Consider the following 21,236-nt stretch of genomic DNA (forward strand, 5'->3'; position numbering starts at 1 on the left):
AGGCCAAGAACGGCGAGACCTATCAGCTCAACCTGATGGACACGCCGGGCCATGTCGACTTCGCCTACGAGGTGTCGCGGTCGCTGGCGGCGTGCGAGGGCTCGCTGCTGGTCGTCGACGCCACCCAGGGCGTCGAGGCGCAGACGCTCGCCAACGTCTACCAGGCGATCGACGCCCATCACGAGATCGTCCCCGTCCTCAACAAGATCGACCTGCCGGCGGCCGAGGTCGACCGCGTCAAGCAGCAGATCGAGGACGTGATCGGCCTCGACGCCTCCGACGCGGTGCCGATCTCGGCCAAGACCGGGCTCGGCATCGACCTCGTGCTGGAGGCGCTGGTGCAGCGCCTGCCGCCGCCCAAGGGCGATGCGGCGGCACCCCTGAAGGCGCTCCTGGTCGACAGCTGGTACGATCCCTATCTCGGCGTCGTCACCCTGGTCCGGGTCAAGGACGGGGTGCTGAAGCCCGGCCTCAAGATCCGCATGATGGCGACCGGCGCCACCCACCAGGTGGAGCGGGTCGGCGTCTTCACGCCCAAGCCCCTCAACGTGGCGGAGCTCGGGCCGGGCGAGATCGGCTTCATCATCGCCAACGTCAAGGCGGTCGCCGACACCAATGTCGGCGACACCATCACCGAGGACCGGCGGCCGGCGGCCGAGCCCCTGCCCGGCTTCAAGCCGAGCGTGCCCGTCGTCTTCTGCGGCCTCTTCCCGGTCGACGCCGCCGACTACGAGCGCCTGCGCGAGAGCCTGTCCAAGCTCCGGCTCAACGACGCCAGCTTCCATTTCGAGGCCGAGACCTCGGCCGCGCTCGGCTTCGGCTTCCGCTGCGGCTTCCTCGGGCTGCTGCATCTGGAGATCATCCAGGAGCGGCTGGAGCGCGAGTTCGACCTCGACCTCATCACCACCGCGCCGTCGGTCGTCTACCGCGTGCTGCTGACCAACGGCGAACTGAAGGAACTGCACAACCCGGCCGACATGCCGGACGTGATGCGGATCAAGGAGATCGAGGAGCCCTGGATCAAGGCGACGATCTTCGTGCCGGACGAGTATCTCGGCGCCATCCTCAAGCTCTGCCAGGACCGCCGCGGCGTGCAGTTGGAGCTGACCTATGCCGGGTCGCGGGCGATGCTGGTCTATCGCCTGCCGCTCAACGAGGTGGTGTTCGACTTCTACGACCGGCTGAAGTCGGTGAGCCGGGGCTATGCCAGCTTCGACTACCAGATCGATGGCTACGAGGAGGGCGACCTCGTCAAGATGTCGATCCTGGTCAACAACGAGGCGGTCGACGCGCTCTCGATCATCGTCCACCGCAGCCAGGCCGAGTCGCGCGGACGGGCGCTCTGCGAGCGCCTGAAGGAGTTGATCCCGCGCCAGCTCTTCAAGATCGCCATCCAGGCGGCGATCGGCGGCAAGGTGATCGCGCGCGAGACCGTGTCGGCGCTGCGCAAGGACGTCACCGCCAAGTGCTACGGCGGCGACATCACCAGAAAGCGCAAGCTGCTGGAGAAGCAGAAGGAGGGCAAGAAGCGGATGCGCCAGTTCGGCGAGGTCGAGATTCCGCAGTCGGCCTTCCTCGCCGCCCTCAAGATGGGCGATGGCTGAGGCGGATCAGCGCAGCATCCCGCGCCGGCGGCGGCGCCGGAACAGCAGCAGGAATACGAGGCCGAGGCCGCCGAGCAGGGCCGCGGCCGGCAGGGCCAGCACCGGAACGACGGCGACGTCCCAGACCTCGGGCCAGAAGGCGAAGAGGCGGGACTGGACCAGCGGCTGCAACCCCTGGAGGCTCGGCGGGTGGAGCTGGTACCAGAGCTCGCCCGCCGGCACGAAGGTCCAGGCGCCCTGGTACCAGGCGTTGGCGGCGTCGCGGCCGACGACGACGATGGCGGCGGCGACCAGAAGCCAGCCGAGAAGGCGCCCGAGGATCATCGCCCAACCCCATGAATTCCGCGCCTGCCGGGAACCGGCGGCGACGAGCGAACTTTACCGCTGGGCGGATTTGGACTAAACAAGCAACTGGCGCTTCGTCCTGGGGAAAGGGTGGCGGCGCACGACCGGCGCGCTTTTCCGGCGTGCCGCGTGCCCGGGTAAGGCGAAGCTGGGACCAATTAGGAGGTTTAGAGAGACCATGAAGGCTCCGATGTTCGCCGCCGCCCTCGCCGCGGCTGTTGCCCTGCCGATGGCCGCCAATGCGGTCGTCGTGGTGAACGAGACGGCTGCCGCCGGGCAGGTGAAGATCTTCTACCCGGCCAACCAGGCGTTCCAGAAGGAATACAATATCGGCGCTCGGTCCTACATGGACATCTCGGGTGCCGGCTGCTCCGAGGGCCGCACCTGCCGGATCTGGGTGCTGGCGCCGGCCGGGATGCGGCAGTGCGTGGTCGACGTGACCAACAACGCCGCCACGGTGACCGTGAAGGGCCAGGGCATCTGCGAAGTGAAGTGATCGGCCGCCCGGGTCCGGTGCCCGGGTGCGAGATCGCGAAATGGTGACGGCGGCCCCGGATCGGGGCCGCCGTCTTCGTTTCCGGTGCCCCGGAATCGTTGCGCCGGCGGCCGGCGCGCGCTAGAACCCGCCCCTCCGGAGGGATGGCCGAGCGGTTGAAGGCGCACGCCTGGAAAGTGTGTATACGGGAAACCGTATCGCGGGTTCGAATCCCGCTCCCTCCGCCACCGCCCGCCAGCGATCCGCCGCCGCCCGGCCTCTACCGGCCACCCGACACGCTGATGAGTTCGCCCGTGATCCAGCGCGCCGCGTCCGAGGCGAGGAACACGGTCACCGGGGCGATGTCGTCCGGCTGCCCGTAGCGGCCGAGCGGCGTCTGGCTGACGAGGTTCGCCTCGTAGTCGCCGCCGATCAGACCCGCGGCATGCACGCCCTCGGTCTCGACCGCGCCCGGCTTGATCGCGTTGACGCGGATGCCGCGCGGCCCCAGTTCCCGCGCCAGCACCTGGGTCAGCGCGTCGACGGCGCTCTTCGAGGCCGAGTAGATCGCGGTGTTGGCGGCGCGGCGATGGGCAGCGACGGACCCGATGTTGATCACGCTCCCCCCGTCCTCCGGGAAGCGGGCGACGGCGGCCTTGGTGAGCAGCAGCAGGCCGAGGACGTTGACGTCGAACTGCCGGCGGAACTCCTCGGCGGTGATCGCCTCCAGCGGGTCGAACCGGAACAGGCCGGCATTGTTGACCAGGATGTCGACCCGGCCGTAGCGCGCCATGGCGGCCTCGACGAGGGGCTCCGCCTCGGCACCGCCGGCAATGTCCGCCCGGACGGCATGTGCGGCACCGCCCGCCGCCTCGATCGCGCGCACGACCCGGGCCGCGCCGGCGGCGTCGCCGGCATAGTTCACGACGACGGCGGCGCCGGCGGCGGCCATGTGGCGCGCGATGCCGGCGCCGATGCCCTTGGAGGCCCCGGTCACGATCGCGACCTTTCCCTGCAGCACCCCGACTGTCATTCGTTCATTCCCTTCGCCCGACCGGCGCCGCGGTCGGCGCCCTGCATCCGGCAAGCCCATACCACGATCCCGGGCCTCCCCCATGCGCGGTCGGATGGCCGCGCTCACGCGATGCCCGGGGCCGATCCTCGATCGCGGCGCCCGGAGACGCTGGTCGGCGGCCCGTCCGCCGTGACACCCTGTGTCCCGTCGCCGCCCGGCGCGACGACGGGACCGGCGGGGAGCGTCGCCCCCGCACCCCGCGCGATGGGACGCGACCGAGTGGAGGGAGCGATGACGAGCAGACGCGCGTTTCTCGGTGCGGCAGCGGGCGCACTCGTCCTCGCCGGGAGCGGCCTGCGCCCGGCCGCGGCCCGCGGGCAGCCGCGGGAACTCCGGATCGGCTACCAGAAGGAAGGCATCCTGGCCGTCGTCCGGCAGCGCGGCACGCTGGAGGCGCGGCTCGCGAAGCTCGGGGGCGGCAAGGTGCGATGGGTGGCGTTCCCCTTCGGCCCGCCGATGCTGGAGGCGCTCGGAGCGGGGTCGATCGACCTCGGCAGCGTCGGCGATACGCCGCCGGTCTTCGCCCAGAGCGCGGGCGCGCCGATCGTCTACGTCGCCAGCACCCCGGCGACGCAGAACGCGATCCTGGTGCGACCCGATTCGCCCGTGCGCAGCGTGACCGAACTCGCGGGAAAGACGATCGCGATCGCCCGCGGCTCCAGTTCGCACAACTTCACCATCCAGGCGCTGGGCAGGGCCGGGCTCGCCTTCGGCGCCATCACCCCCGCCTATCTCGGCCCGGCCGAAGCGCTGGCGGCCTTCACGCGCGGCGAGGTCGATGCCTGGACGGTGTGGGATCCCTACGTCGCCATGGCGGAACTCGATCACGGGGCACGCCCGATCGCGGCGACCGAAACGGATCGCCCCGGCAACTCCTTCTATCTCGCGAACCGCCAGTTCGCCGACCGGCACGGCCGGCTCCTGGCGGCCATCCTCGACGAACTGCGCAGGACCTACCGCTGGGCCGACCGGCATCGCGGCCGCGTGGCGACCCTGATCTCGCAGATCACGGGCGTCGACCCGGCGGCCCAGGAGCGGACCATCCGACGCCTGCGCATCGAACTGCGGCCGATGGACGACGCGGCCACGGCCGAACAGCAGAAGATCGCCGACGCGTTCCACGCCCTGGCGCTGATCCCGCGCCCGATCCGGGTCGCGGAGGCGGTGTGGCGAGGCTGGGCGACGCAGCGGCGCCCGTAGCGGTTGTCCGGGCACTTGGGGGAGGAACGGATGCGCATCTGCATCGTCGGCGCCGGGGCGGTCGGCGGCGTCCTGGGGTTCCGGCTGGCGACCGCCGGCCACGCGGTTTCGCTCGTCGCCCGCGGCGCGCACCTGGCGGCGATCCGGCGGGACGGCCTGGGGCATCTCGGCCGCGACGGCGTCCTCCGCCGGGCGACCGGCGTCCGGGCCGTCGACCGGGCCGGCGAGGCCGGGCCGCAGGACCTGGTCGTGCTGGCGGCCAAGGCGCACCAGATCCCGGCCCTGGCACCCGACCTGCCGGCGCTGCTCCAGGCCGATACGCCGGTGGTCGCGCTGCAGAACGGCATCCCCTGGTGGTACTTCCACGACCATGGCGGCCGGCTCGCGGGGACGCGGCTGGAGTCGGTCGACCCCGGCGGCATCGTCTCCCGCCACATCGAAGGCCGGCGCGTCGTCGGCAGCGTCGCCTGGGGCGCCTACGACATTCCCGAGCCGGGCGTCGTCCGCGGCGGCGACACGCCGCGCGACCGCTTCCCGCTCGGCGAGCCGGACGGGTCGGCGTCGCCCCGCCTCGCCGCGATCGCCCGGACCTTCGAGGATGCCGGCATCCGCGCCCCGATCCTGCCCGACATCCGCGCCGAGAAATGGTTCAAGGCGTGGGGCAACGCCGCCCTCAACCCGATCGGCGCCCTCACCCACGCGACGCTGGGCCAGATGCACGACTTTCCCGCCGCCAACGCGCTGGCCCGCGCGCTGATGGCCGAGGTCGAGGCCGTCGCGCACAGCGTCGGCGTCGCCTTTCCGGTATCGCTGGAAGAGCGCCTCGCCAGTTCGGGCGCCCTCGGCGCGGTCCGCACCTCGACCCACCAGGATGTCGAGGCCGGCCGGCGCCTGGAGATCGACGCCCTGGTCGGCGTCGTCGGCGAGATCGGCCGCCTCACCGGCACGGCGACGCCCCGGCTCGACGCGCTCTACGCCTGCTGCCGCCTGCTCGACCATGTGATGGCCGAAGGCGGCCTCCGCATCGTCGCCCAGCCGACGGCCTGACGCCTGCCCGCGATCAGGCCGGCCGCGCCGCCGCCCGCCGGTCATAGTCGTCGGCGAGCGCGCGGAGCGCGGCCGCGCCGTCGCCCGAATAGGACGAGCCGTGCATCAGCGCCAGCGTGCGCGGGGCGAGCGCCGCGAGCCCGCGGATGTTCGTCCCCATCGCCGGGTGGAGGCTCGAGGACCGGAAGGCGTCCTCGGCCGCGATCGCCGGACCGACGATGTCGCGGTCGGTGACCGCCGGCCCGTCGCCGAGATGGGTGAAGAGGTCGCCGCAGAGCAGCGTGCCCGTCGATTCCTCGAAGAGAACGCCGGCGTCCCAGCCGTGCGGCGTGTGCGGCGTGTCGCGCCAGCGGACGCGCCGCCCGCCGCCGAGATCGACCACCTCCCCGTCCGCCAGCGCCCGCGGCGGGCGGTCGGCCACATCGGCCAGCGACACCATGCAACCGATCGCGCCCTGCATCATCTGCGCCCGCGGCGCGATCGCGAGCCACTCGTTCATCGCCCCGCACTCGTCCGCCTCGAAATGCCCATAGGCGATCCAGCGCAGCCGCTCGGGCGGCATCAGCCGCGCCACCGCATCGCGCACCGAGGGGAACATCCGCCGCGGGCCGGTATGGAACAGCAGCGGCTCGTCCCCCCGCACCAGGAACTGGTTGAAGGTGAAGCCGGCGGGCGGGGCGATCTCGGGAACGAGCGTGGAGAGCCGGACGATGCCGTCGGCGATCTCCTCGATCCGGGTGTGCATGACAGGGCTCCTCGGGCTGGGGATGGACGGCGATGCAATTTCGCCATACATGGTCGTGTATTGAATAGAACGCGCCGTGTCAATATGAATACACGCAACTGTGCAGCAGAAAAGCGATGCCCCGCGCCTACACCCTGAAACGCCGCGCCGAGCTGATGGCGGAGACCCGCCAGCGCATCGTCGCGGCGGCGGTGGAACTGCATGGCAGCGTCGGGCCGGCCCTGACCACGTTCAGCATGGTGGCCGAGCGCGCCGGCGTGCAGCGGCACACGCTCTATGCCCACTTTCCCGACGAGCGGAGCCTGCAGCTCGCCTGCTCCGGCCTGGCGATGGAGCGCGACCCGCCGCCCGACCCCGCCCCCTGGGCCGACATTCCCGACGCCGGCGAACGGCTCGGCGCCGGCCTGCGCACCCTCTATGCCTGGTACGAGCGGAATGCCGCGCTCCTCGCCTGCGTCCTCCGGGACGCGGAGTTCCATGCCCTGACCCGCGAGACGGCGGAACTGCGGATGGGACCGCATATGGCCGCCTACGCTGCCACGCTCGGTGCCGGGCTCCCGGGGGGGCAGCGGGCGATGCTGGCGCTGGCCCTGAGCTTCTTCACCTGGCGGACCCTGGCCCGCGACGGCGGCCTCGCGACCGACGCCGCGGCATCCGCGATGGCGCGGGCGGTCGCGGGCGCGGCGTAGCCGCCGGAGCCGGTCTTGCGCGACCCGCCGCGTCAGGCCTCGCCCGCCGGCGCGAACAGGCCGCAGAGCCAGTCGATGCCGGCGCGGACATGGGGGACGTCGGCGTCCTCCGGATGGCCGACCAGCCACGCCTCGCGCGTCAGCGACGGCGGCCCCGCCGCCGGCACGAGTTCGGGGAAGGATCGGGCGACGAGGTCGGGGAGCAGGGCCTGGGCGAGGCCGGCGGCGGCGATGCGGGCCAGCGTCTCGAAGCGGCTGGCGCGGTGCTCGACGCCGCGGCCGCCGGCGTGGCGCGCCGTCCAGCGGCTTTCGGGCAGATGCGCCTGGTCGTCGGAGAGCGCCGCCCAGGGCAGCCGCTCGCCGCCGCCGGCGCGGGAATAGACGCGGTAGGTGATCGTGCCGAGCGGGCGCACCGCGCCGTGGGTCGCCTCCGGCCGCCCAAGGCGAACCGCGAGGTCGGCCTCGCGCCGGGCGAGGATGAGGTTGCGGTTGTCGGCCAGCAGCGCGACGCGCAGGCGCCGGCCGGCGACCAGCCGCGGCAGGGCCGGCGCCAGCAGGTGATCGACGAGGAACGGCACCGCGGTGACGCGCAGGGTGCGGACCGGTCCGGCGGCGGCGCCGTCGAAGGCGGCGGCCGCGGCCGCCAGCGCGCGCTCGGCCAGTTCCAGCTGCGGCAGCAGGTCGCGGCAGGCGGCGGTCGGCACGAGCCGCGTCCCCTGCCGCTCGAAGAGCCGCAGCGCCAGCCGGGTCTCCAGCCGCCGGAGGCGCCGCGCCGCCGTGGTGGCGTCGACCCCGAGTTCGCCGGCCGCCGCCGCCACCGTGCCCGCGCGAGCGACCAGCAGCACCGCCCGCCATCCGTCCCAGTCGACCATGCCGGCATTCTTGCAGGCCCGCCGCCGGAAGTCGCCGCCGTCGGCGCGCCTCGTCGGACGTCCCGGGATCGGGAACGGCCGTCACGCCGCCGCCGATTCCACTCGCCGGTCGCGATCGGGCCGGATGGCCGTGACCGCGGTCGGCCGCCGTGTGAACGCCGACACGGCCCCGCTCTGCCAGCAGGGCCGCCGGGACCGGGTCCTGCTCGGAGCGCACCGCCTGCTCGACGATGGCCGGCGGTGCCGACCCGCCCGCGGCCGCTGGCGCTCCGACAGGCATCGGTTCCAGTTCCGCTCCATCCTGCAACCACGACCAGCGGATGCCCCCCCGCGCCGACTTGGGCAGCTACGGCAATCGGCTGTACCCGCCAACTCCGGCATTCCTGCAGGTATGTCACCGAAACTCGCCGCTTCACCGGCAGCCGTGCAGCGCTACCCTGCGGCTTCCACCATCCGGACCCGGAGCCCACCGCAATGACTTCCGCCCGCACCCTCCTCCAGCTCGCCGGCGCCGACGCCACGCCCGGCCCCCTCTCGAAGTCGGCCGTCGTCGTCATCGACGCCCAGCGCGAGTATGTCGACGGCCACCTGCCGCTGCCCGGCGCCGGGCCGGCGCTCGACCGGATCGCGACCCTGCTGGCGCGGGCGCGGGCGGCCGGGGCGCCGGTCATCCACGTCGCCCACAAGGGCCGTGCCGGCGGCCTCTTCGACATGGAGGCGACCGGCGGGCAGATCGCCGATCCGGCCCGGCCGGCGGCCGGCGAGCCGGTCGTGACCAAGGGCCTGCCCAACGCCTTCGCCGGCACCGGGCTCGACCAGGCGCTGAAGGCGACCGGGCGGACCTCGATCGTCATCGCCGGCTTCATGACCCACATGTGCGTGAGCTCGACGGCGCGCGCCGCCCTCGACCTCGGCTACCGCGCGACGGTGATCGCCGACGCCACCGCCACCCGTGCCCTGCCGGACCCGCTGGGCGGTCCCGACCTCGACCCGCAAGCCCTGCAGCGGGCGGCCCTGGCCGAGCTCGCCGACCGCTTCGCGGTGGTGGCGCCGCTATCGGCGCTCGTCGACTGAGGCGCCGGCGAGCAGCGTCGCCACCCGGCGGCGCAATTCCGGCAGGGCCTCGGCCGCGAACCATGGATTGCGGTTGAGCCAGCCGGTGTTGCGCCAGCTCGGGTGCGGCAGCGGGAAATGGCGCGGCAGGTAGTCGCGCCACGCCGCCACCGTCTCGGTGAGGGTCGACCGCACCCGGTCGCCCAGGTGCCAGGCCTGGGCCCAGCCGCCGATGAGCAGGACGAGCTCGATGCGGGCGAAGGCGGTGGCGACGCGGGGCTGCCAGAGCGGCGCGCATTCCGGCCTGGGCGGCGCGTCGCCGCCCCGCGGCAGCCGGCCCGGATAGCAGAAGCCCATCGGCGCGATCGCGATGCGCGCCTCGTCGTAGAAGGTGTCGCGGTCGATGCCGAGCCACGCGCGCAGCCGGTCGCCGCTGGCATCGTCGAAGGAGAGGCCCGAGGCATGGACCCTGGTGCCCGGCGCCTGGCTGGCGATCAGGATGCGCGCCGTCGCCCGGCCCCGGATCACCGGCCGCGGCCCGAGCGGCAGGTGCTCGGCGCAGACCCGGCAGGCGCGGATCTCGGCGAGCAGCCGGTCGAGCTCGGCCGTCACCCGGCCCCGGCCAGCAGACGCTCGACGAAGTCCGGGACCACCCGGGTGGCCGGGCCGTAATGGCCCTCGTCGAACAGGTGGGCGCCCTGCGACCGTTCCAGGTTGAGCTCGACCGTCCGCGCCCGCCGGCGGCGCGCCTGGGCGACGAAGCCGGCCGCGGGATAGACGTTGCCGGACGTGCCGATCGCAACGAAGAGGCCGCAGCCGTCGATCGCCGCGCCGATCGCCTCCATGCCGAGCGGCATCTCGCCGAACCAGACGACATGCGGCCGCAAGGGCCCGTTGCCGCAGGCGGGACAGGCCGGGCCGGGCGCCAGGTCCTGCCGCACCGGCGACACGGCGCCGCAGGCGAGGCAGCGCGCCTTCAGGAGTTCGCCATGCATGTGGACCAGCGCACGGCTGCCGGCACGCTCGTGCAGGTCGTCGATGTTCTGGGTGACGACCAGCACCGGCGCCGGCCATTCCCGTTCGAGCCGGGCCAAGGCGTCGTGGGCCGCGTTCGGCCGCACCGCCGGGTCGAGCAGCCCGCGGCGGCGGGCGTCGTAGAAGGCCTGGACGCGGGCCGGGTCACGGGCGAAGGCCTCGGGCGTCGCGACATCCTCGATGCGCACGCTGGCCCAGATGCCGTCGGCGTCGCGGAACGTGTGCAGCCCCGATTCGCGGGAGATGCCGGCGCCCGTCAGGACGACGATCGGCCGCGCCGCCATCGCTACCAGGCCCGCAGCGGATAGTCCGCCTCGGCGCGGTAGGTCGCGCCGTCGCGGGCGAGATGGCTGGAAAAGAGCACCACCCGGTCGGCGACGAAGGGCGGCGGCCGGAACAGCGCGTGCGCGGCGATGAAGCCCTGGACCCGCGGCATCGCCGCGCCCTTGAGGCGGGCGAGCGTGACGTGGGGCGCGAACTTGCGCTTCTCGCGCGGGCTGCCGCCGCGCACCACCGCCGCCTCCACCCGCTCCTGGAGATGGACGAGCTCGGGCGTGCGGGCGACGCCGGCAAAGAGCAGCCGGGCGCGGTCGCCCTCGCCGAACTGGCCCATCCCGGCCACCTGCACCTCGACCGCCGGCGCCTGCAGGCCGGCCAGCGCCTCGTCGACGTCGGCGGCCGTGCCCTCGTCGATCTCGCCGAGGAAGCGCAGCGTCAGGTGGAGGTTCTCCTCGGCCACCCAGGACGCGCCCGGAATGCCGCCGCCGAGCGCGGCGAGCGCGCGGCGCAGCGGGTCGGGCAGCGGGATGGCGACGAAGAGGCGGAGCATCGGGCGGACCTCCCAGATGGGCCGTCCCGGCCGCCTTGGCAAGCACCGGCGCCTCGGGCTAGATACCGGCACCCTCGATGCGCATCGCCGTCGTCACCCCCTATTCGGACGAACCCGTCGACTGGCTGGTGCGTGGCCATGCGAGCCTCGCCGGCCAGGGGCACGCGGTGACGCACATCCTCGTGGCCGACGGCCGGCCCGACCCCGCGGTCGCCGCCTGGGCCGACCAGCACATCGTGTTGCGGCACCGGCACGACGACGGCGGCAATGCCGCGCGCATGGCGGGCGGGCTGTCGGCCGCCTCGCAGCGCTTCGACGCCGTCACCTTCCTCGACGCGGCCGACTGGTTCCTGCCCGGACATCTCGACGGGATGGTGACGGTCATGGCGGCAGCCGGCGCCGACGCGGCGACGGCTCGGCGCGTCCTCCACCGCATCGACGGCACCCCGGTCGGGGTGTGCCCGCGGATCGACGGGCTGCGCACGGTCGACGCCAGCGGCATCCTGCTGCGGCCGACCGCCTTTCCGGCGATCGCGCTGTGGTGTCTCGTCCCCGCCCCGATCGCCGGCGACGCCGCCCAGTCGGTCCTGGGCTACCTCCAGGGACGCAACCGCCGGATCGCGGTCGCCGGGCCGGCCGCGACGGTCGCCAAGCGGGTGCGCGCCCGCGCCTTCAACGCCGGGCTGGACGCGGGCCCCTGGGCCCCGTGGCTGACCGACGCCGACCTGCCGGACCCGGCGGCGGTCGCCCGCTGGTGGCGCGACCTCGATACCGACGAGCGCGAGCGCCAGTTCCGGCGCATCGGCATCCACTGACCGGGAATCGCCATGTCCCGGCGCGTCGCCATCGTCACCCCGTACCACGGCGAGCCCATCGCCTGGATCGCCAAGGCGCACGCGAGCGTGCGCCTGCAGACGCACCCCGCGACCCACATCCTGGTCGGCGACGGCAAGCCCGAGGCGGCGGTCGATTCCTGGGACGCCCAGCACATCGTCCTGCCCGCCGGCCATCGCGACTGGGGCCACACGCCGCGCGCCATCGGCGCGCTCTCGGCCGCCGCCCAGGGCTTCGACGCGATCGGCTTCCTCGACGCCGACAACTGGTTCTATCCCGACCATGTCGAGAGCCTGCTGAAGCTCCAGGCGGCGCGCGACCTCGAGGTCGCCTCCTCGCTGCGCGCCATGCACCATGTCGACGGCCGGCTGCTGCACCGCTGCCTGCTCGTCGACGGCATCGAGACCTTCGACACCAACTGCCTGATGCTGTTCCCGCCGGCCTACAGCGCGCTCTCGGTCTTCGCGCTGGTGCCGCCCGACGTCCGCTACATCGCCGACCGCTGGGTCTCGATCTGGCTGAAGCGGCGCGGCCGCCGCATCGGCTGCACCCGCCAGGCCACCGTCGCCTACCGGGTCCGCTACAAGTATTTCTACGACACCTCGCCCCTGCCGATGCCGGCCGAGCACATCGTCGACCTCAAGATCCCGCACCCGCGGGAGCTGCGGCAATGGTGGCTGGCACTGCCGCCGGAGGAGCGCGAGTTCCACATGAAGGTGATGGGCGCGAGCTGAGGCCCCGCCCGGGTCCATCGCCGGTTGCCCCGCCCGGCGTTGTGTCCTAGAGAGGTAGGGTTCCGGACCGCGCAGGACCCATGCCCGACGCTGCCATTCCCGCCCCGCCGACGGACGCCGCGCGCACGGTCGCGCGCATCCTGATCGAGATCAAGGCCGTGCTCTTCCGCCCGGAGGAGCCGTTCATCTTCACCTCGGGCCGCGCCAGCCCGGTCTATATCGACTGCCGCCGGATCATCTCGTTCCCGCGCGCGCGCCGCCGGATCATGGATCTGGCCGCGACCCAGATCGAGGACGCGGTCGGCTTCGAGAACATCGACGCCGTCGCCGGCGGCGAGACCGCCGGCATTCCCTTCGCCGCCTGGCTCGCCGAGCGGCTGATGCTGCCGATGCTCTATGTCCGCAAAAAGCCCAAGGGCTTCGGGCGCGACGCCCAGATCGAAGGCCACCTCGCCGAAGGCCAGCGCGTGCTCCTGGTCGAGGACCTGGCGACGGACGGCGGCAGCAAGCTCCACTTCGTCGAGGCGCTGCGCCGGGCCGGGGCGGAGGTCGCGCACACCTTCGTCGTCTTCCACTACGGCATCTTCCCGGAGAGCGTCGCCAACCTGAAGGCCGAGGGCGTCGCCCTGCACGGCCTCTGCACCTGGTGGGACGTGCTGGCGACGGCGGAGGCCGACGGCTATTTCGCGCCCGAGGCGATCCGGTCGGTGCGCGAGTTCCTGCACCGCCCGGTCGAGTGGTCGCTGGCGCACGGCGGCAAGCTGTGAACTCCGGCCGGCGGCCGGGGTACGCTCGCAGGTACCGCACGCTGCCGGCCGTCCTCCTCGCCCTCTGCGCCGCCGCCGGTCCCGCCCCGGCGAGCCCGCCCGCCAAGGACGAGCTCGTCATCGGCATCACCCAGTTCCCGGCGACGCTGCACCCCAACATCGAGAGCATGCTGGCGAAGAGCTACGTGCTCGGCATGGCCCGCCGGCCCTTCACCGCCTACGACAGGGACTGGAAGCTCACCTGCCTGCTCTGCGTCACCCTGCCGACGATGGAGAACGGGCTGGCCAAGGCGGTCGACCTGCCGCCCGACGAAGGCAAGACCGGCGGCCGGCGCGGGGTCGAGGTCACCTACACGATCCAGCCCGGTGCCCGCTGGGGCGACGGGGTGCCGGTGACGACGAAGGACGTCGTCTTCACCTGGGAGGTCGGCCGCCACCCGATGAGCGGCGTCGCCGCGGCGGAGTTCTATCGCCGGGTCACCCGCGTCGAGGTGATGGACGATCGGACCTTCACGCTCCATGCCGACAAGCTGACCTTCGAGTTCGCCTCGATCGGCGGCTTCCAGCTCCTGCCGGAGCATCTCGAGCGCCCGGCCTTCGCCGATCCCGAGAAGTACCGCCACCGCACCCTCTTCGACACCGACCCGACCAATCCCGGGCTGCATTTCGGGCCCTATCGCATCGTCGAGGTCGCCGCCGGCTCGCACATCGCGCTCGAGCGCAACCCGACCTGGTACGGACCGAAGCCGGCCTTCCGCCGCATCGTCGTGCGCGCGATCGAGAACACGGCGGCGCTCGAGGCGAACCTGCTGTCGGGGGCAGTCGACTATGTCGCGGGCGAACTCGGCCTGTCGCTCGACCAGGCGCTGGCCTTCGAGGCGCGGCACCGCGACCGCTACGACGTCGTCTACAAGCCGGGACTGGTCTACGAGCATATCGACCTCAACCTCGACAATCCGATCCTGGCGGACCGCAGGGTCCGGGAGGCGCTGCTCGTCGCCATCGACCGCGAGAAGCTGACGCAGACCCTGTTCGGCGGCCGCCAGCCGGTCGCGCGCGGCGCCGTCCATCCGCTCGACTGGGTCCACGCGACCGATCTGCCGGCCTATGCCTACGACCCCAAGCGCGCGGCCGCGCTGCTGGACGAGGCCGGCTGGACGCGCCGCGGCAGCGGCCCGCGACAGAACGCGGCCGGCGAGAAGCTGGTGCTGGAACTGATGACGACCGCCGGCAACCGCACGCGCGAACTGGTGCAGCAGGTGCTGCAGAGCCAGTGGCGCCAGGTCGGCATCGAGGTGCGGCTGCGCAACGAGCCGCCGCGGGTCTTCTTCGGCGAGACGGTGACCAAGCGGCGCTACTCGGCGATGGCGATGTTCGCCTGGCTCTCCGCCCCCGAGGGGGTGCCGCGCACCACCCTGCATTCGCAGAGCATCCCGCGTGCCGGCAACAATTACTCCGGCCAGAACTACACCGGCTATGCCAGCCCCGAGATGGATTCGCTGATCGACCGGATCGAGGTCGAGCTCGACCGCGAGACGCGCCGCCGCCTGTGGCACGACCAGCAGCAGCTCTACGCCCGCGACCTGCCGGTGCTGCCGCTCTATTTCCGCGCCGACCCGTTCGTGCTGCCGAAATGGCTGAAGGGCGTCGAGCCGACCGGCCACCAGTACCCGACCACGCTGTGGATCGAGAACTGGCGCGCCGCCGCTCCATGACGGCCCGGCCGGCCGAACGACCGGCCGGGTGCCAGGCGGCTTGAGCCGCTTCCTCGTCCATCGCCTGTTCCAGGCGGCCGTGCTGGTCGCCCTGATGTCCTTCGTCTGCTACGCGCTGATCGGGCTGATGCCGGGCGACCCGATCGACCTCCTGCTGTCGAGCGATCCGCGGCTGACCCCCGACGACGTCGCCCGCCTGAAGGCGATCCACGGCCTCGACCGGCCGCTCCTCGAGCGCTACCTCGCCTGGCTCGGCAAGGCGCTCACCGGCGAGTTCGGCTATTCCCGGCTCTATTCCCAGCCCGCCGCCGCCGTGCTGTGGCCGCGCCTCGGCAACACGGCGCTGCTCATGGGGATCAGCCTCGCCGCCGCGGCCCTGCTGGCGCTGCCGATCGCCGTCGCCGCCGCGGCGCGGGCCGGCAGCGGCTTCGACCGGGCGATCAACGCCGTCTGCTTCGCCGGCATCTCGGTCCCGACCTTCTGGCTGGCGCTGATCCTGATCCTCGTCTTCGCCGTCCAGCTCGGCTGGCTGCCGGCGGCCGGCCTGCCGATGGCGCGCGACCCCGGACTGGCCGAACGCGCGCGCCACCTCGTCCTGCCGGTCGCGACGCTCACCATCGCCGCCGTCGGCGGCCATGTCCGCTACGTCCGCGCGGCCATGGTCGAGGCCCTGGGCCAGGACTACATCCGCACCGCCCACGCCAAGGGCCTGCACCCGCGCCGGGTGCTGTGGCGGCACGCGCTGCGCAACGCGCTCCTGCCCTACGTCACCATCCTGGCGCTCGACTGCGGCGCGCTCGTCTCGGGCGCGCTGGTGACGGAGACGATGTTCGGCTATCCCGGCATGGGCAAGCTGATCTTCGACGCCGTGATGGGCAACGACTTCAACCTGGCGCTGCTGGCGCTGCTGCTGGTGACGGTGCTGACCGTCGCCTGCAACCTGCTGGCCGACATCGCCTACGCCGCGCTCGACCCGCGGATTCGCCAGCGATGAGCATCGCCGTCGCCGACCGGCCGCCGCACCCGCCGGGCTTCCTCCGCCGCCTGTGGCGCCGGCCCGGCGCGCGTGCCAGCCTGATCGTCCTGGCGCTGCTCGGGCTGGGCGCGCTGCTGGCCCCGGCGATCGCGCGGCTGACCGGGCAGGACCCGGAGATGGTGGACCTGCTGGCGCGGCTCGAGGGGCCGTCGCTGCTCCACCCGCTCGGCACCGACGAGCTCGGCCGGGACACGCTGCTGCGACTCCTTCACGGCGGGCGGGTGTCGCTGCTGGTCGGCCTCGTCGGCGCGGTGGCCGCGGCGGCCATCGGCAGCGCGATCGGGCTTGCGGCCGGATATTTCGGCGGCCGCATCGACACGCTGCTGATGCGCGTCTGCGATGCCGTCATCGCGCTGCCGATGCTGCCGCTGCTGATCGTGCTGGCGGCGATCGACCTCGAGAAGCTGGGCGTGCCGGCAGCGATCGCCGGCGGCGAGGACGCCAGCGTCTGGCGCATCGTGGCGCTGGTGGCGCTCGCCGGCTGGACCGGGGTCGCCCGCCTCGTGCGGGCGGGCGTGCTGTCGCTGCGCGAGCGCGACTTCGTGGTCGCGGCCGTCGCCATCGGCTGCGGCCCGTGGCGGATCATGCTGCGCCACCTGCTCCCGAACACGCTCTCGCCGATCCTGGTGGCGACGACGCTCTCGGTCGGCAGCGTCATCCTGGTCGAGTCGGTGCTGAGCTTCCTCGGCCTCGGCATCCAGCCGCCGATGGCGAGCTGGGGGTCGATGCTGACCAATGCCCAGGAGCTGGTGACGACGGCGCCGCTGCTCGCCGTCTATCCGGGCCTGCTGATCTTCGCGACCGTGGTCGCCTGCAACGTCCTCGGCGACGCCCTGCAGGAGGCGCTCGACCCGCAGCAGGCGCGAGGCGGGCGATGACGGCGAAACCCCCGGTCGACGCCCAGGCCGCGACCCGGCTGGTGCGCCAGCTCGCCGGCTATCTCGGCGCCCCCCGGGCGGAGACGCGGGCGCCCTACGCCGCGCGCGCCTTCCACCGCGCCTTCGAGGCGATGGCGCCGCGCGGGCCGGTCGCCTGCCGGGCCGGCTGCAACTACTGCTGCCACCAGGTCGTGTCGGCGCGCGCGGCCGAGATCTTCCTGCTGGCGCGCGCCATCGCCGCCCTGCCCGAGGACCGGCGCCAGGCCCTGACGGGACGCATCCGGGCCGCGGCGGCGGCCACGGCGGGGATGGCGGTCGCAGAGCGCCACCGCCGCAACCTGCCCTGCCCGGTGCTGGAGGACGGCCGCTGCGCGCTCTACGCCGAGCGGCCGCTCGCCTGCCGTGCCTTCGCCTCGACCGACGCCGAGGCCTGCGCCCGCGCCTTCGCCCACGAGCCGGTGGCGATCCCGGTGCCGCGCGCCGCGATGGAACTCCGCGGCGTGCTGACCCGGGCCGGCGAGGCGGCGGCACGGATCGCCGGCCTGCCCGACGGCCAGTACGAGCTGATCGCGGCGCTGGCGATCGCGCTCGACGACCCGGAGGCGGAGCGGAAATGGCTAGCCGGCGCGGACGTGCTGGCCGCCGCCGACGCGCGACGGCTGGTCGCGGGGACGGTCAGCCCGCGCTGAGCGGCGGCAGCCGGTCGAGATGCGCCTCGATCGCGGCCAGATCCGGCATCGCCGCCACCGCGCCCGGGGTCAGGCAGGCGAGCCCACCCGCGACGCTCGCCCGCCGCAAGGCCGCCGGCAGGTCGAGCCCGGCATCGAGCCCGGCCGCCAGCGCACCGACGAAGGCATCGCCGGCCCCGACCGTGTCCACCGGGCGGATCGGCAGGGCCGGGACGTCCCAGCGCCGGTCGCCGGCCAGCGCCGTCGCCCCCGCGGCGCCGCGCGTCAGTACCGCCGCGCCGTCGCCCGCACGCGCCAGGGCCGCCAGCGCGGCCTCGGCGTCGGCGATGCCGGTCAGCATCGCCGCCTCGATCTCGTTGACGACGAGCACGTCGACCGTCGCCAGCGCGGCCGCGGGCAGGGCGGCGGCCGGTGCGGCGTTGAGGACGACGCGGGCCCCGCGGGCGCGCGCCCGGGCGGCGAGCGCGGCCGTGTCGGCGATCGGCACCTCGAGCTGGAGCAGCACGGTGGTGCCGGGGCCGAGCGCCGCATCCGGCACCTGATCGGCGCTCGCCTCGCGGTTGGCGCCGCTGCCGACCATGATGAGGTTGCGGCCGTCGGCGGCGACCGCGAGCGCGGCGCAGCCGGTCGGCAGCCGCCCCGTCGCGACGCCGTCCGCGGCGATGCGCTCGTCCGCCATGGTCCGGCGCAGCATCCGGCCGAACTCGTCGTCGCCGACGCGGCCGTACATGGCGGTGACGGCGCCCGCCCGGGCCGCCGCCACCGCCTGGTTCAGGCCCTTGCCGCCCGGGCCCGGCAGGTAGCCCGGGGCGAGCACGGTCTCGCCTTCCACCGGCAGGTGGGGCAGCGCGAAGGCGAGGTCGATGTTGAGGGAGCCGAAGACGAGAATCATGGGCCGGCCAACGATAGCGCGGCCGGCCTTGCCCCGTCAGTGGCTCATCAGCACCGGCACCGTCATGTGCGCCAGCATGTGACGCGTCGCCCCGCCGAGCACGAAGTCGCGCAGGCGGCTGTGGCCGTAGGCCCCCATGACGACGAGGTCGGCGCCGAGGTCGGCGGCGCGCGACAGCAGCATGTCGCCGACCGAAATGTCCTCGGTGACGTAGTTGGCGGCCTCGACCCGCACCCCATGGCGGGCGAGATGGGCGGAGATGTCCTGGCCGGGATAGCCGGTGCCGCCGGCCGCGGTGTGGTCGGGGTTGAGCGACAGCACGGTCACCGTCGCACCCGGCGCCATCAGCGGCAGCGCGTCGTTGACCGCGCGCGCCGCTTCCCTGCCGCCGTCCCAGGCGACGAGGACGTTGCTGCCGACGGTGCGGAAGCGGCCGGCATAGGGAACGACCAGGACCGGCCGGCCGCTGCCCATCACCACCGCCTCGGCGATGCCGTCCGGGCTCGCCGGCGTGTCCGGATCGTCCTGGCCGACGATGGCGAGGTCGCAGTAACGGGCGTGGTGGGCGATCGTCGCCGGATCGAGCGATTCGACGGTCCGCCACTCGGTCGGGGCGTTGGCCGCCGACAGCAGCGGCCGCAGCCGCGCCTCGGTCGCGGTCGCGCGCTCGCGCGCCGCCGCGCGGATCTGGTCGATCACCGCCTGCGGCAGTTCCGCGGCGACGAAGCCCGGCATCGGCTCGGCACCGAAGATGTCGAGGGCGGTGAGATGCGCGCGGTCGCGCTCAGCGAGCGCGATCGCGAGTTCGAGCCGGGCCACCGCCGGCTGGCCGCCATCGACATGGACGAGAATGTTCCTGAGCGTCATGGTCCCTCCTCCGCCGGTTGGTCCCCGCCAGAGGGAGACGCGTTCGCCGGCCGCCCGGCCTCGGTCCGGCGGACGTCAGCCTCGGGCGCATGACACGACGATGCCTTGACCCACGTCAACAGGGACCCACGTCAACAGGGCCGCGGCGGCCGGGCCCGGAATCAGCACGGCTCCGGCGCCAGTTCCGAGACGCCCTCGACGAAGACGGCATCGCGCCCCGCCCGCTTGGCCTCGTAGAGCAGGGCGTCGGCCGCGGCGATCAGTTCGTTCATGTGGCGATGGGCGCGGCTGGAGGCGATGCCGGCGCTGACGGTGACCCGGAAGGTCCGGTCGCCTTCGCGGAACTGCTGCTGCGCGAACGCCTGGCGGACCTGGTCGATCGCCGTGAAGGCACCCGTCGGCGCGGTGTCGAGGAGGATGACGGCGAATTCCTCGCCGCCGTAGCGGCCGATGAGATCGATCCGGCGCAGGCGGACGCGCAGCGTGCGGGCGAGCGCGCGGATGACGCGGTCGCCGGCGAGGTGACCGTAGCTGTCGTTGACCCGCTTGAAATGATCGAGGTCGAGCATCGCCAGCGAGATCTCGGCGCCGGTGCGGCGGCAGCGCTCGAGTTCGTGCTGCAGCTTGTCCTTGAAGCGGCCGTGATGGAGGAGGCCGGTCAGGCTGTCATGCTCCATCGCGCTGCGGAGGCTGCGCGCGCGCTCGGCCCTGAGGCGCACGAGGCGGATCAGCCACTCGAAGTCCACCGGCTTGGTGATGAAGTCGTCGCCGCCGAAGCGACGCGCCACGAGTTGGCGGTCGGCATCCTGCTCGGCCGACAGGAAGACGATCGGCAGCGACAGGAAGCGCCGGCTCTGGCGGATCACCTGCGCCAGTTCGATGCCGCTGATGCCGGGCATCTGCAGGTCCATGAGGACGAGGTCGGGAAAATGGGCGGCGATCAGCGCCGGGACTTCCGCCGGGTCGCAGGTCGTCTCGACCACCATGCCGGCGCCCTCCAGCGCTGCCGAGTAGGCGCGCGCGATGACCGCGTCGTCGTCGACGACGAGCACCGAGTAGGGCTGTTCGCTGGCGCCGCCGATGAAACCGTTCAGCCATTCGGCCAGTTCCCCGGGATCGACCGGCTGCGGGATCACCGCGTCGATGCCACAGCGCGCCGCCGCCAGACGGGCATCGAGATCGATCTGGTCGGCGACGAGGATGGTCGGGCCGCGACCGAGCAGCGGACCGATCTTCGCCATGTCGAGCCGCTCGGCGGCGTCGATGACCAGGGCCGCCACCTGTCTCGGCAGCGCGTCGGGCCGGTCGAGGTCGACGGCGACCACGGAGAAGCCGAGCCCGGTCACCAGGAGACGGAGGTCGTCGAGCCGGCCTGCGGGCGCCGCCAGGTAGACGCCCTGGACCGGCGGCGGCTGCCAGGTCGGCCCGCCAGCCGCGATCCGGGCGCTGGTCGGGCTGCGCAGGAGCGCCGACTGCAGCGCGTCCACGAGGCGCAGCAGATGGGGAAGATCGTCGCCGGACGGCTGGCGACGCCGGATCAGCCCCTGCAGCGCCGTCTCCAGCGAGGCGGCGACGCGGGAGACGTGCGGAAAGCCGAATGTCGCGGCCGACCCTGCCAGCTGGCGCGCGAGTCCGGCCGCCGCGGCCACCCGCGACCCGGCCGCCTCGGTCCAGGGGACGGTTCCGGCGATCGCGGCGCAGGCGGCGGCCAGGGCGGCGACGCGGTCGGCGATGGTCCGGGCGCCCGCCAGCGCCACCTCGCGCAGGGCCGCGACGCGCTTGTCCTCGCTGATCCCGCGCTCGCGCGCGCCCGCCGGGCCGGCCGGTCCGTGCGACGTCATGCGCCCCGTCCCGA

The 21,236-nt window shown here is 73.4% G+C and carries 23 protein-coding genes and 1 tRNA gene; 14 read left to right on the forward strand and 10 right to left on the reverse strand.

The features are described from left to right. A partial coding sequence (gene lepA / locus ACE3Q3_RS13480) for a translation elongation factor 4 (protein WP_374446866.1) occupies positions 1–1,604 on the forward strand: 1,604 nt, incomplete at its 5' end. A gap of 6 nt (positions 1,605–1,610) precedes the next feature. Here the strand turns inward: lepA and ACE3Q3_RS13485 are convergent. Next, positions 1,611–1,928: a hypothetical protein gene (locus ACE3Q3_RS13485; RefSeq protein WP_374446868.1), complete on the reverse strand. Its 318-nt coding sequence runs from the start codon at positions 1,926–1,928 to the stop codon at positions 1,611–1,613. Positions 1,929–2,127: 199 nt separating this feature from the next. Between ACE3Q3_RS13485 and ACE3Q3_RS13490 the strand changes: the two genes are divergently transcribed. Continuing rightward, complete coding sequence (locus ACE3Q3_RS13490) at positions 2,128–2,445, forward strand: hypothetical protein (protein ID WP_374446869.1); 318 nt, start codon at positions 2,128–2,130, stop codon at positions 2,443–2,445. Positions 2,446–2,582: 137 nt separating this feature from the next. Then, positions 2,583–2,672, forward strand: a tRNA-Ser gene (locus tag ACE3Q3_RS13495). Positions 2,673–2,704: 32 nt separating this feature from the next. Here ACE3Q3_RS13495 and ACE3Q3_RS13500 read toward each other — a convergent pair. Continuing rightward, complete coding sequence (locus ACE3Q3_RS13500) at positions 2,705–3,445, reverse strand: SDR family NAD(P)-dependent oxidoreductase (protein WP_374446870.1); 741 nt, start codon at positions 3,443–3,445, stop codon at positions 2,705–2,707. Between the two features lie 285 nt (positions 3,446–3,730). Here ACE3Q3_RS13500 and ACE3Q3_RS13505 point away from each other — a divergent pair, with 285 nt between their 5' ends. Together ACE3Q3_RS13505 and ACE3Q3_RS13510 are read left to right on the forward strand one after the other, a co-directional pair. Then, a complete protein-coding gene (locus ACE3Q3_RS13505) occupies positions 3,731–4,699 on the forward strand; it encodes an aliphatic sulfonate ABC transporter substrate-binding protein (RefSeq protein WP_374446871.1) in 969 nt (322 codons plus the stop codon). 30 nt (positions 4,700–4,729) lie between these two features. Beyond that, on the forward strand, positions 4,730–5,746 hold the full coding sequence (locus ACE3Q3_RS13510; RefSeq protein WP_374446873.1) for a ketopantoate reductase family protein: 1,017 nt from the start codon (positions 4,730–4,732) through the stop codon (positions 5,744–5,746). A gap of 13 nt (positions 5,747–5,759) precedes the next feature. Here the strand turns inward: ACE3Q3_RS13510 and ACE3Q3_RS13515 are convergent, their stop codons facing one another. Further along, on the reverse strand, positions 5,760–6,491 hold the full coding sequence (locus ACE3Q3_RS13515; protein ID WP_374446874.1) for an MBL fold metallo-hydrolase: 732 nt from the start codon (positions 6,489–6,491) through the stop codon (positions 5,760–5,762). 116 nt (positions 6,492–6,607) lie between these two features. Between ACE3Q3_RS13515 and ACE3Q3_RS13520 the strand changes: the two genes are divergently transcribed. After that, positions 6,608–7,180 carry a TetR/AcrR family transcriptional regulator gene (locus ACE3Q3_RS13520; RefSeq protein WP_374446876.1) on the forward strand — a complete coding sequence of 191 codons (573 nt, stop codon included), beginning with the start codon at positions 6,608–6,610 and terminating at the stop codon, positions 7,178–7,180. A gap of 32 nt (positions 7,181–7,212) precedes the next feature. Here ACE3Q3_RS13520 and ACE3Q3_RS13525 read toward each other — a convergent pair whose 3' ends face one another. Further along, entirely contained in the window at positions 7,213–8,052 is an 840-nt protein-coding gene (locus tag ACE3Q3_RS13525) for a LysR substrate-binding domain-containing protein (RefSeq protein ID WP_374446877.1), read from the reverse strand. Between the two features lie 474 nt (positions 8,053–8,526). On the opposite strand from ACE3Q3_RS13525, the gene ACE3Q3_RS13530 reads away from it, so the two are divergent. Next, the gene (locus ACE3Q3_RS13530) at positions 8,527–9,126 is read left to right on the forward strand and encodes a cysteine hydrolase family protein (RefSeq protein ID WP_374446879.1); all 600 of its coding nucleotides are present in this window, start codon (positions 8,527–8,529) and stop codon (positions 9,124–9,126) included. Here ACE3Q3_RS13530 and ACE3Q3_RS13535 read toward each other — a convergent pair. Genes ACE3Q3_RS13535 through thpR form a run of 3 tightly spaced genes read right to left on the reverse strand, consistent with a single transcriptional unit; the run spans position 9,106 to position 10,969 of the window. Then, positions 9,106–9,717 (reverse strand): uracil-DNA glycosylase family protein, encoded by a 612-nt coding sequence (locus ACE3Q3_RS13535; RefSeq protein WP_374446880.1) that lies wholly within the window; start codon positions 9,715–9,717, stop codon positions 9,106–9,108. The genes ACE3Q3_RS13530 and ACE3Q3_RS13535 overlap by 21 nt on opposite strands. After that, the gene (locus ACE3Q3_RS13540) at positions 9,714–10,424 is read right to left on the reverse strand and encodes an NAD-dependent deacylase (RefSeq protein ID WP_374446883.1); all 711 of its coding nucleotides are present in this window, start codon (positions 10,422–10,424) and stop codon (positions 9,714–9,716) included. Before ACE3Q3_RS13540 ends, ACE3Q3_RS13535 begins: the two co-directional genes overlap by 4 nt. 2 nt (positions 10,425–10,426) lie before the next feature. Then, positions 10,427–10,969: an RNA 2',3'-cyclic phosphodiesterase gene (thpR, locus tag ACE3Q3_RS13545; RefSeq protein WP_374446885.1), complete on the reverse strand. Its 543-nt coding sequence runs from the start codon at positions 10,967–10,969 to the stop codon at positions 10,427–10,429. 77 nt (positions 10,970–11,046) lie between these two features. On the opposite strand from thpR, the gene ACE3Q3_RS13550 reads away from it, so the two are divergent. The 7 genes from ACE3Q3_RS13550 to ACE3Q3_RS13580 all read left to right on the forward strand — a co-directional run bounded on the left by ACE3Q3_RS13550 (position 11,047) and on the right by ACE3Q3_RS13580 (position 17,622). Further along, complete coding sequence (locus ACE3Q3_RS13550) at positions 11,047–11,784, forward strand: glycosyltransferase (protein WP_374446887.1); 738 nt, start codon at positions 11,047–11,049, stop codon at positions 11,782–11,784. Positions 11,785–11,796: 12 nt separating this feature from the next. After that, complete coding sequence (locus ACE3Q3_RS13555; protein ID WP_374446889.1) at positions 11,797–12,537, forward strand: glycosyltransferase; 741 nt, start codon at positions 11,797–11,799, stop codon at positions 12,535–12,537. An 80-nt stretch (positions 12,538–12,617) separates the two neighbouring features. After that, positions 12,618–13,304, forward strand: a complete 687-nt coding sequence (locus ACE3Q3_RS13560) for an orotate phosphoribosyltransferase (protein ID WP_374446890.1) — start codon at positions 12,618–12,620, stop codon at positions 13,302–13,304. Further along, on the forward strand, positions 13,301–15,019 hold the full coding sequence (locus ACE3Q3_RS13565; protein WP_374446892.1) for a peptide ABC transporter substrate-binding protein: 1,719 nt from the start codon (positions 13,301–13,303) through the stop codon (positions 15,017–15,019). The genes ACE3Q3_RS13560 and ACE3Q3_RS13565 overlap by 4 nt, the downstream gene beginning before the upstream one ends. A gap of 40 nt (positions 15,020–15,059) precedes the next feature. Further along, a complete protein-coding gene (locus ACE3Q3_RS13570; RefSeq protein WP_374446893.1) occupies positions 15,060–16,013 on the forward strand; it encodes an ABC transporter permease in 954 nt (317 codons plus the stop codon). Next, complete coding sequence (locus ACE3Q3_RS13575; protein WP_374446895.1) at positions 16,010–16,933, forward strand: ABC transporter permease; 924 nt, start codon at positions 16,010–16,012, stop codon at positions 16,931–16,933. Before ACE3Q3_RS13570 ends, ACE3Q3_RS13575 begins: the two co-directional genes overlap by 4 nt. Next, entirely contained in the window at positions 16,930–17,622 is a 693-nt protein-coding gene (locus ACE3Q3_RS13580; protein WP_374446896.1) for a YkgJ family cysteine cluster protein, read from the forward strand. Before ACE3Q3_RS13575 ends, ACE3Q3_RS13580 begins: the two co-directional genes overlap by 4 nt. Here the strand turns inward: ACE3Q3_RS13580 and ACE3Q3_RS13585 are convergent. From ACE3Q3_RS13585 to ACE3Q3_RS13595, 3 genes are all read right to left on the reverse strand, one after another. Further along, a complete protein-coding gene (locus ACE3Q3_RS13585; RefSeq protein ID WP_374446897.1) occupies positions 17,609–18,514 on the reverse strand; it encodes a PfkB family carbohydrate kinase in 906 nt (301 codons plus the stop codon). The genes ACE3Q3_RS13580 and ACE3Q3_RS13585 overlap by 14 nt on opposite strands. 36 nt (positions 18,515–18,550) lie before the next feature. Further along, positions 18,551–19,381 (reverse strand): universal stress protein, encoded by an 831-nt coding sequence (locus ACE3Q3_RS13590; protein ID WP_374446898.1) that lies wholly within the window; start codon positions 19,379–19,381, stop codon positions 18,551–18,553. A gap of 161 nt (positions 19,382–19,542) precedes the next feature. Continuing rightward, positions 19,543–21,222, reverse strand: a complete 1,680-nt coding sequence (locus tag ACE3Q3_RS13595; protein WP_374446899.1) for a diguanylate cyclase — start codon at positions 21,220–21,222, stop codon at positions 19,543–19,545. Between the last annotated feature and the right edge of the window lie 14 nt (positions 21,223–21,236).

Source organism: Allostella sp., assembly GCF_041913585.1.
GTDB lineage: Bacteria > Pseudomonadota > Alphaproteobacteria > ATCC43930 > Allostellaceae > Allostella.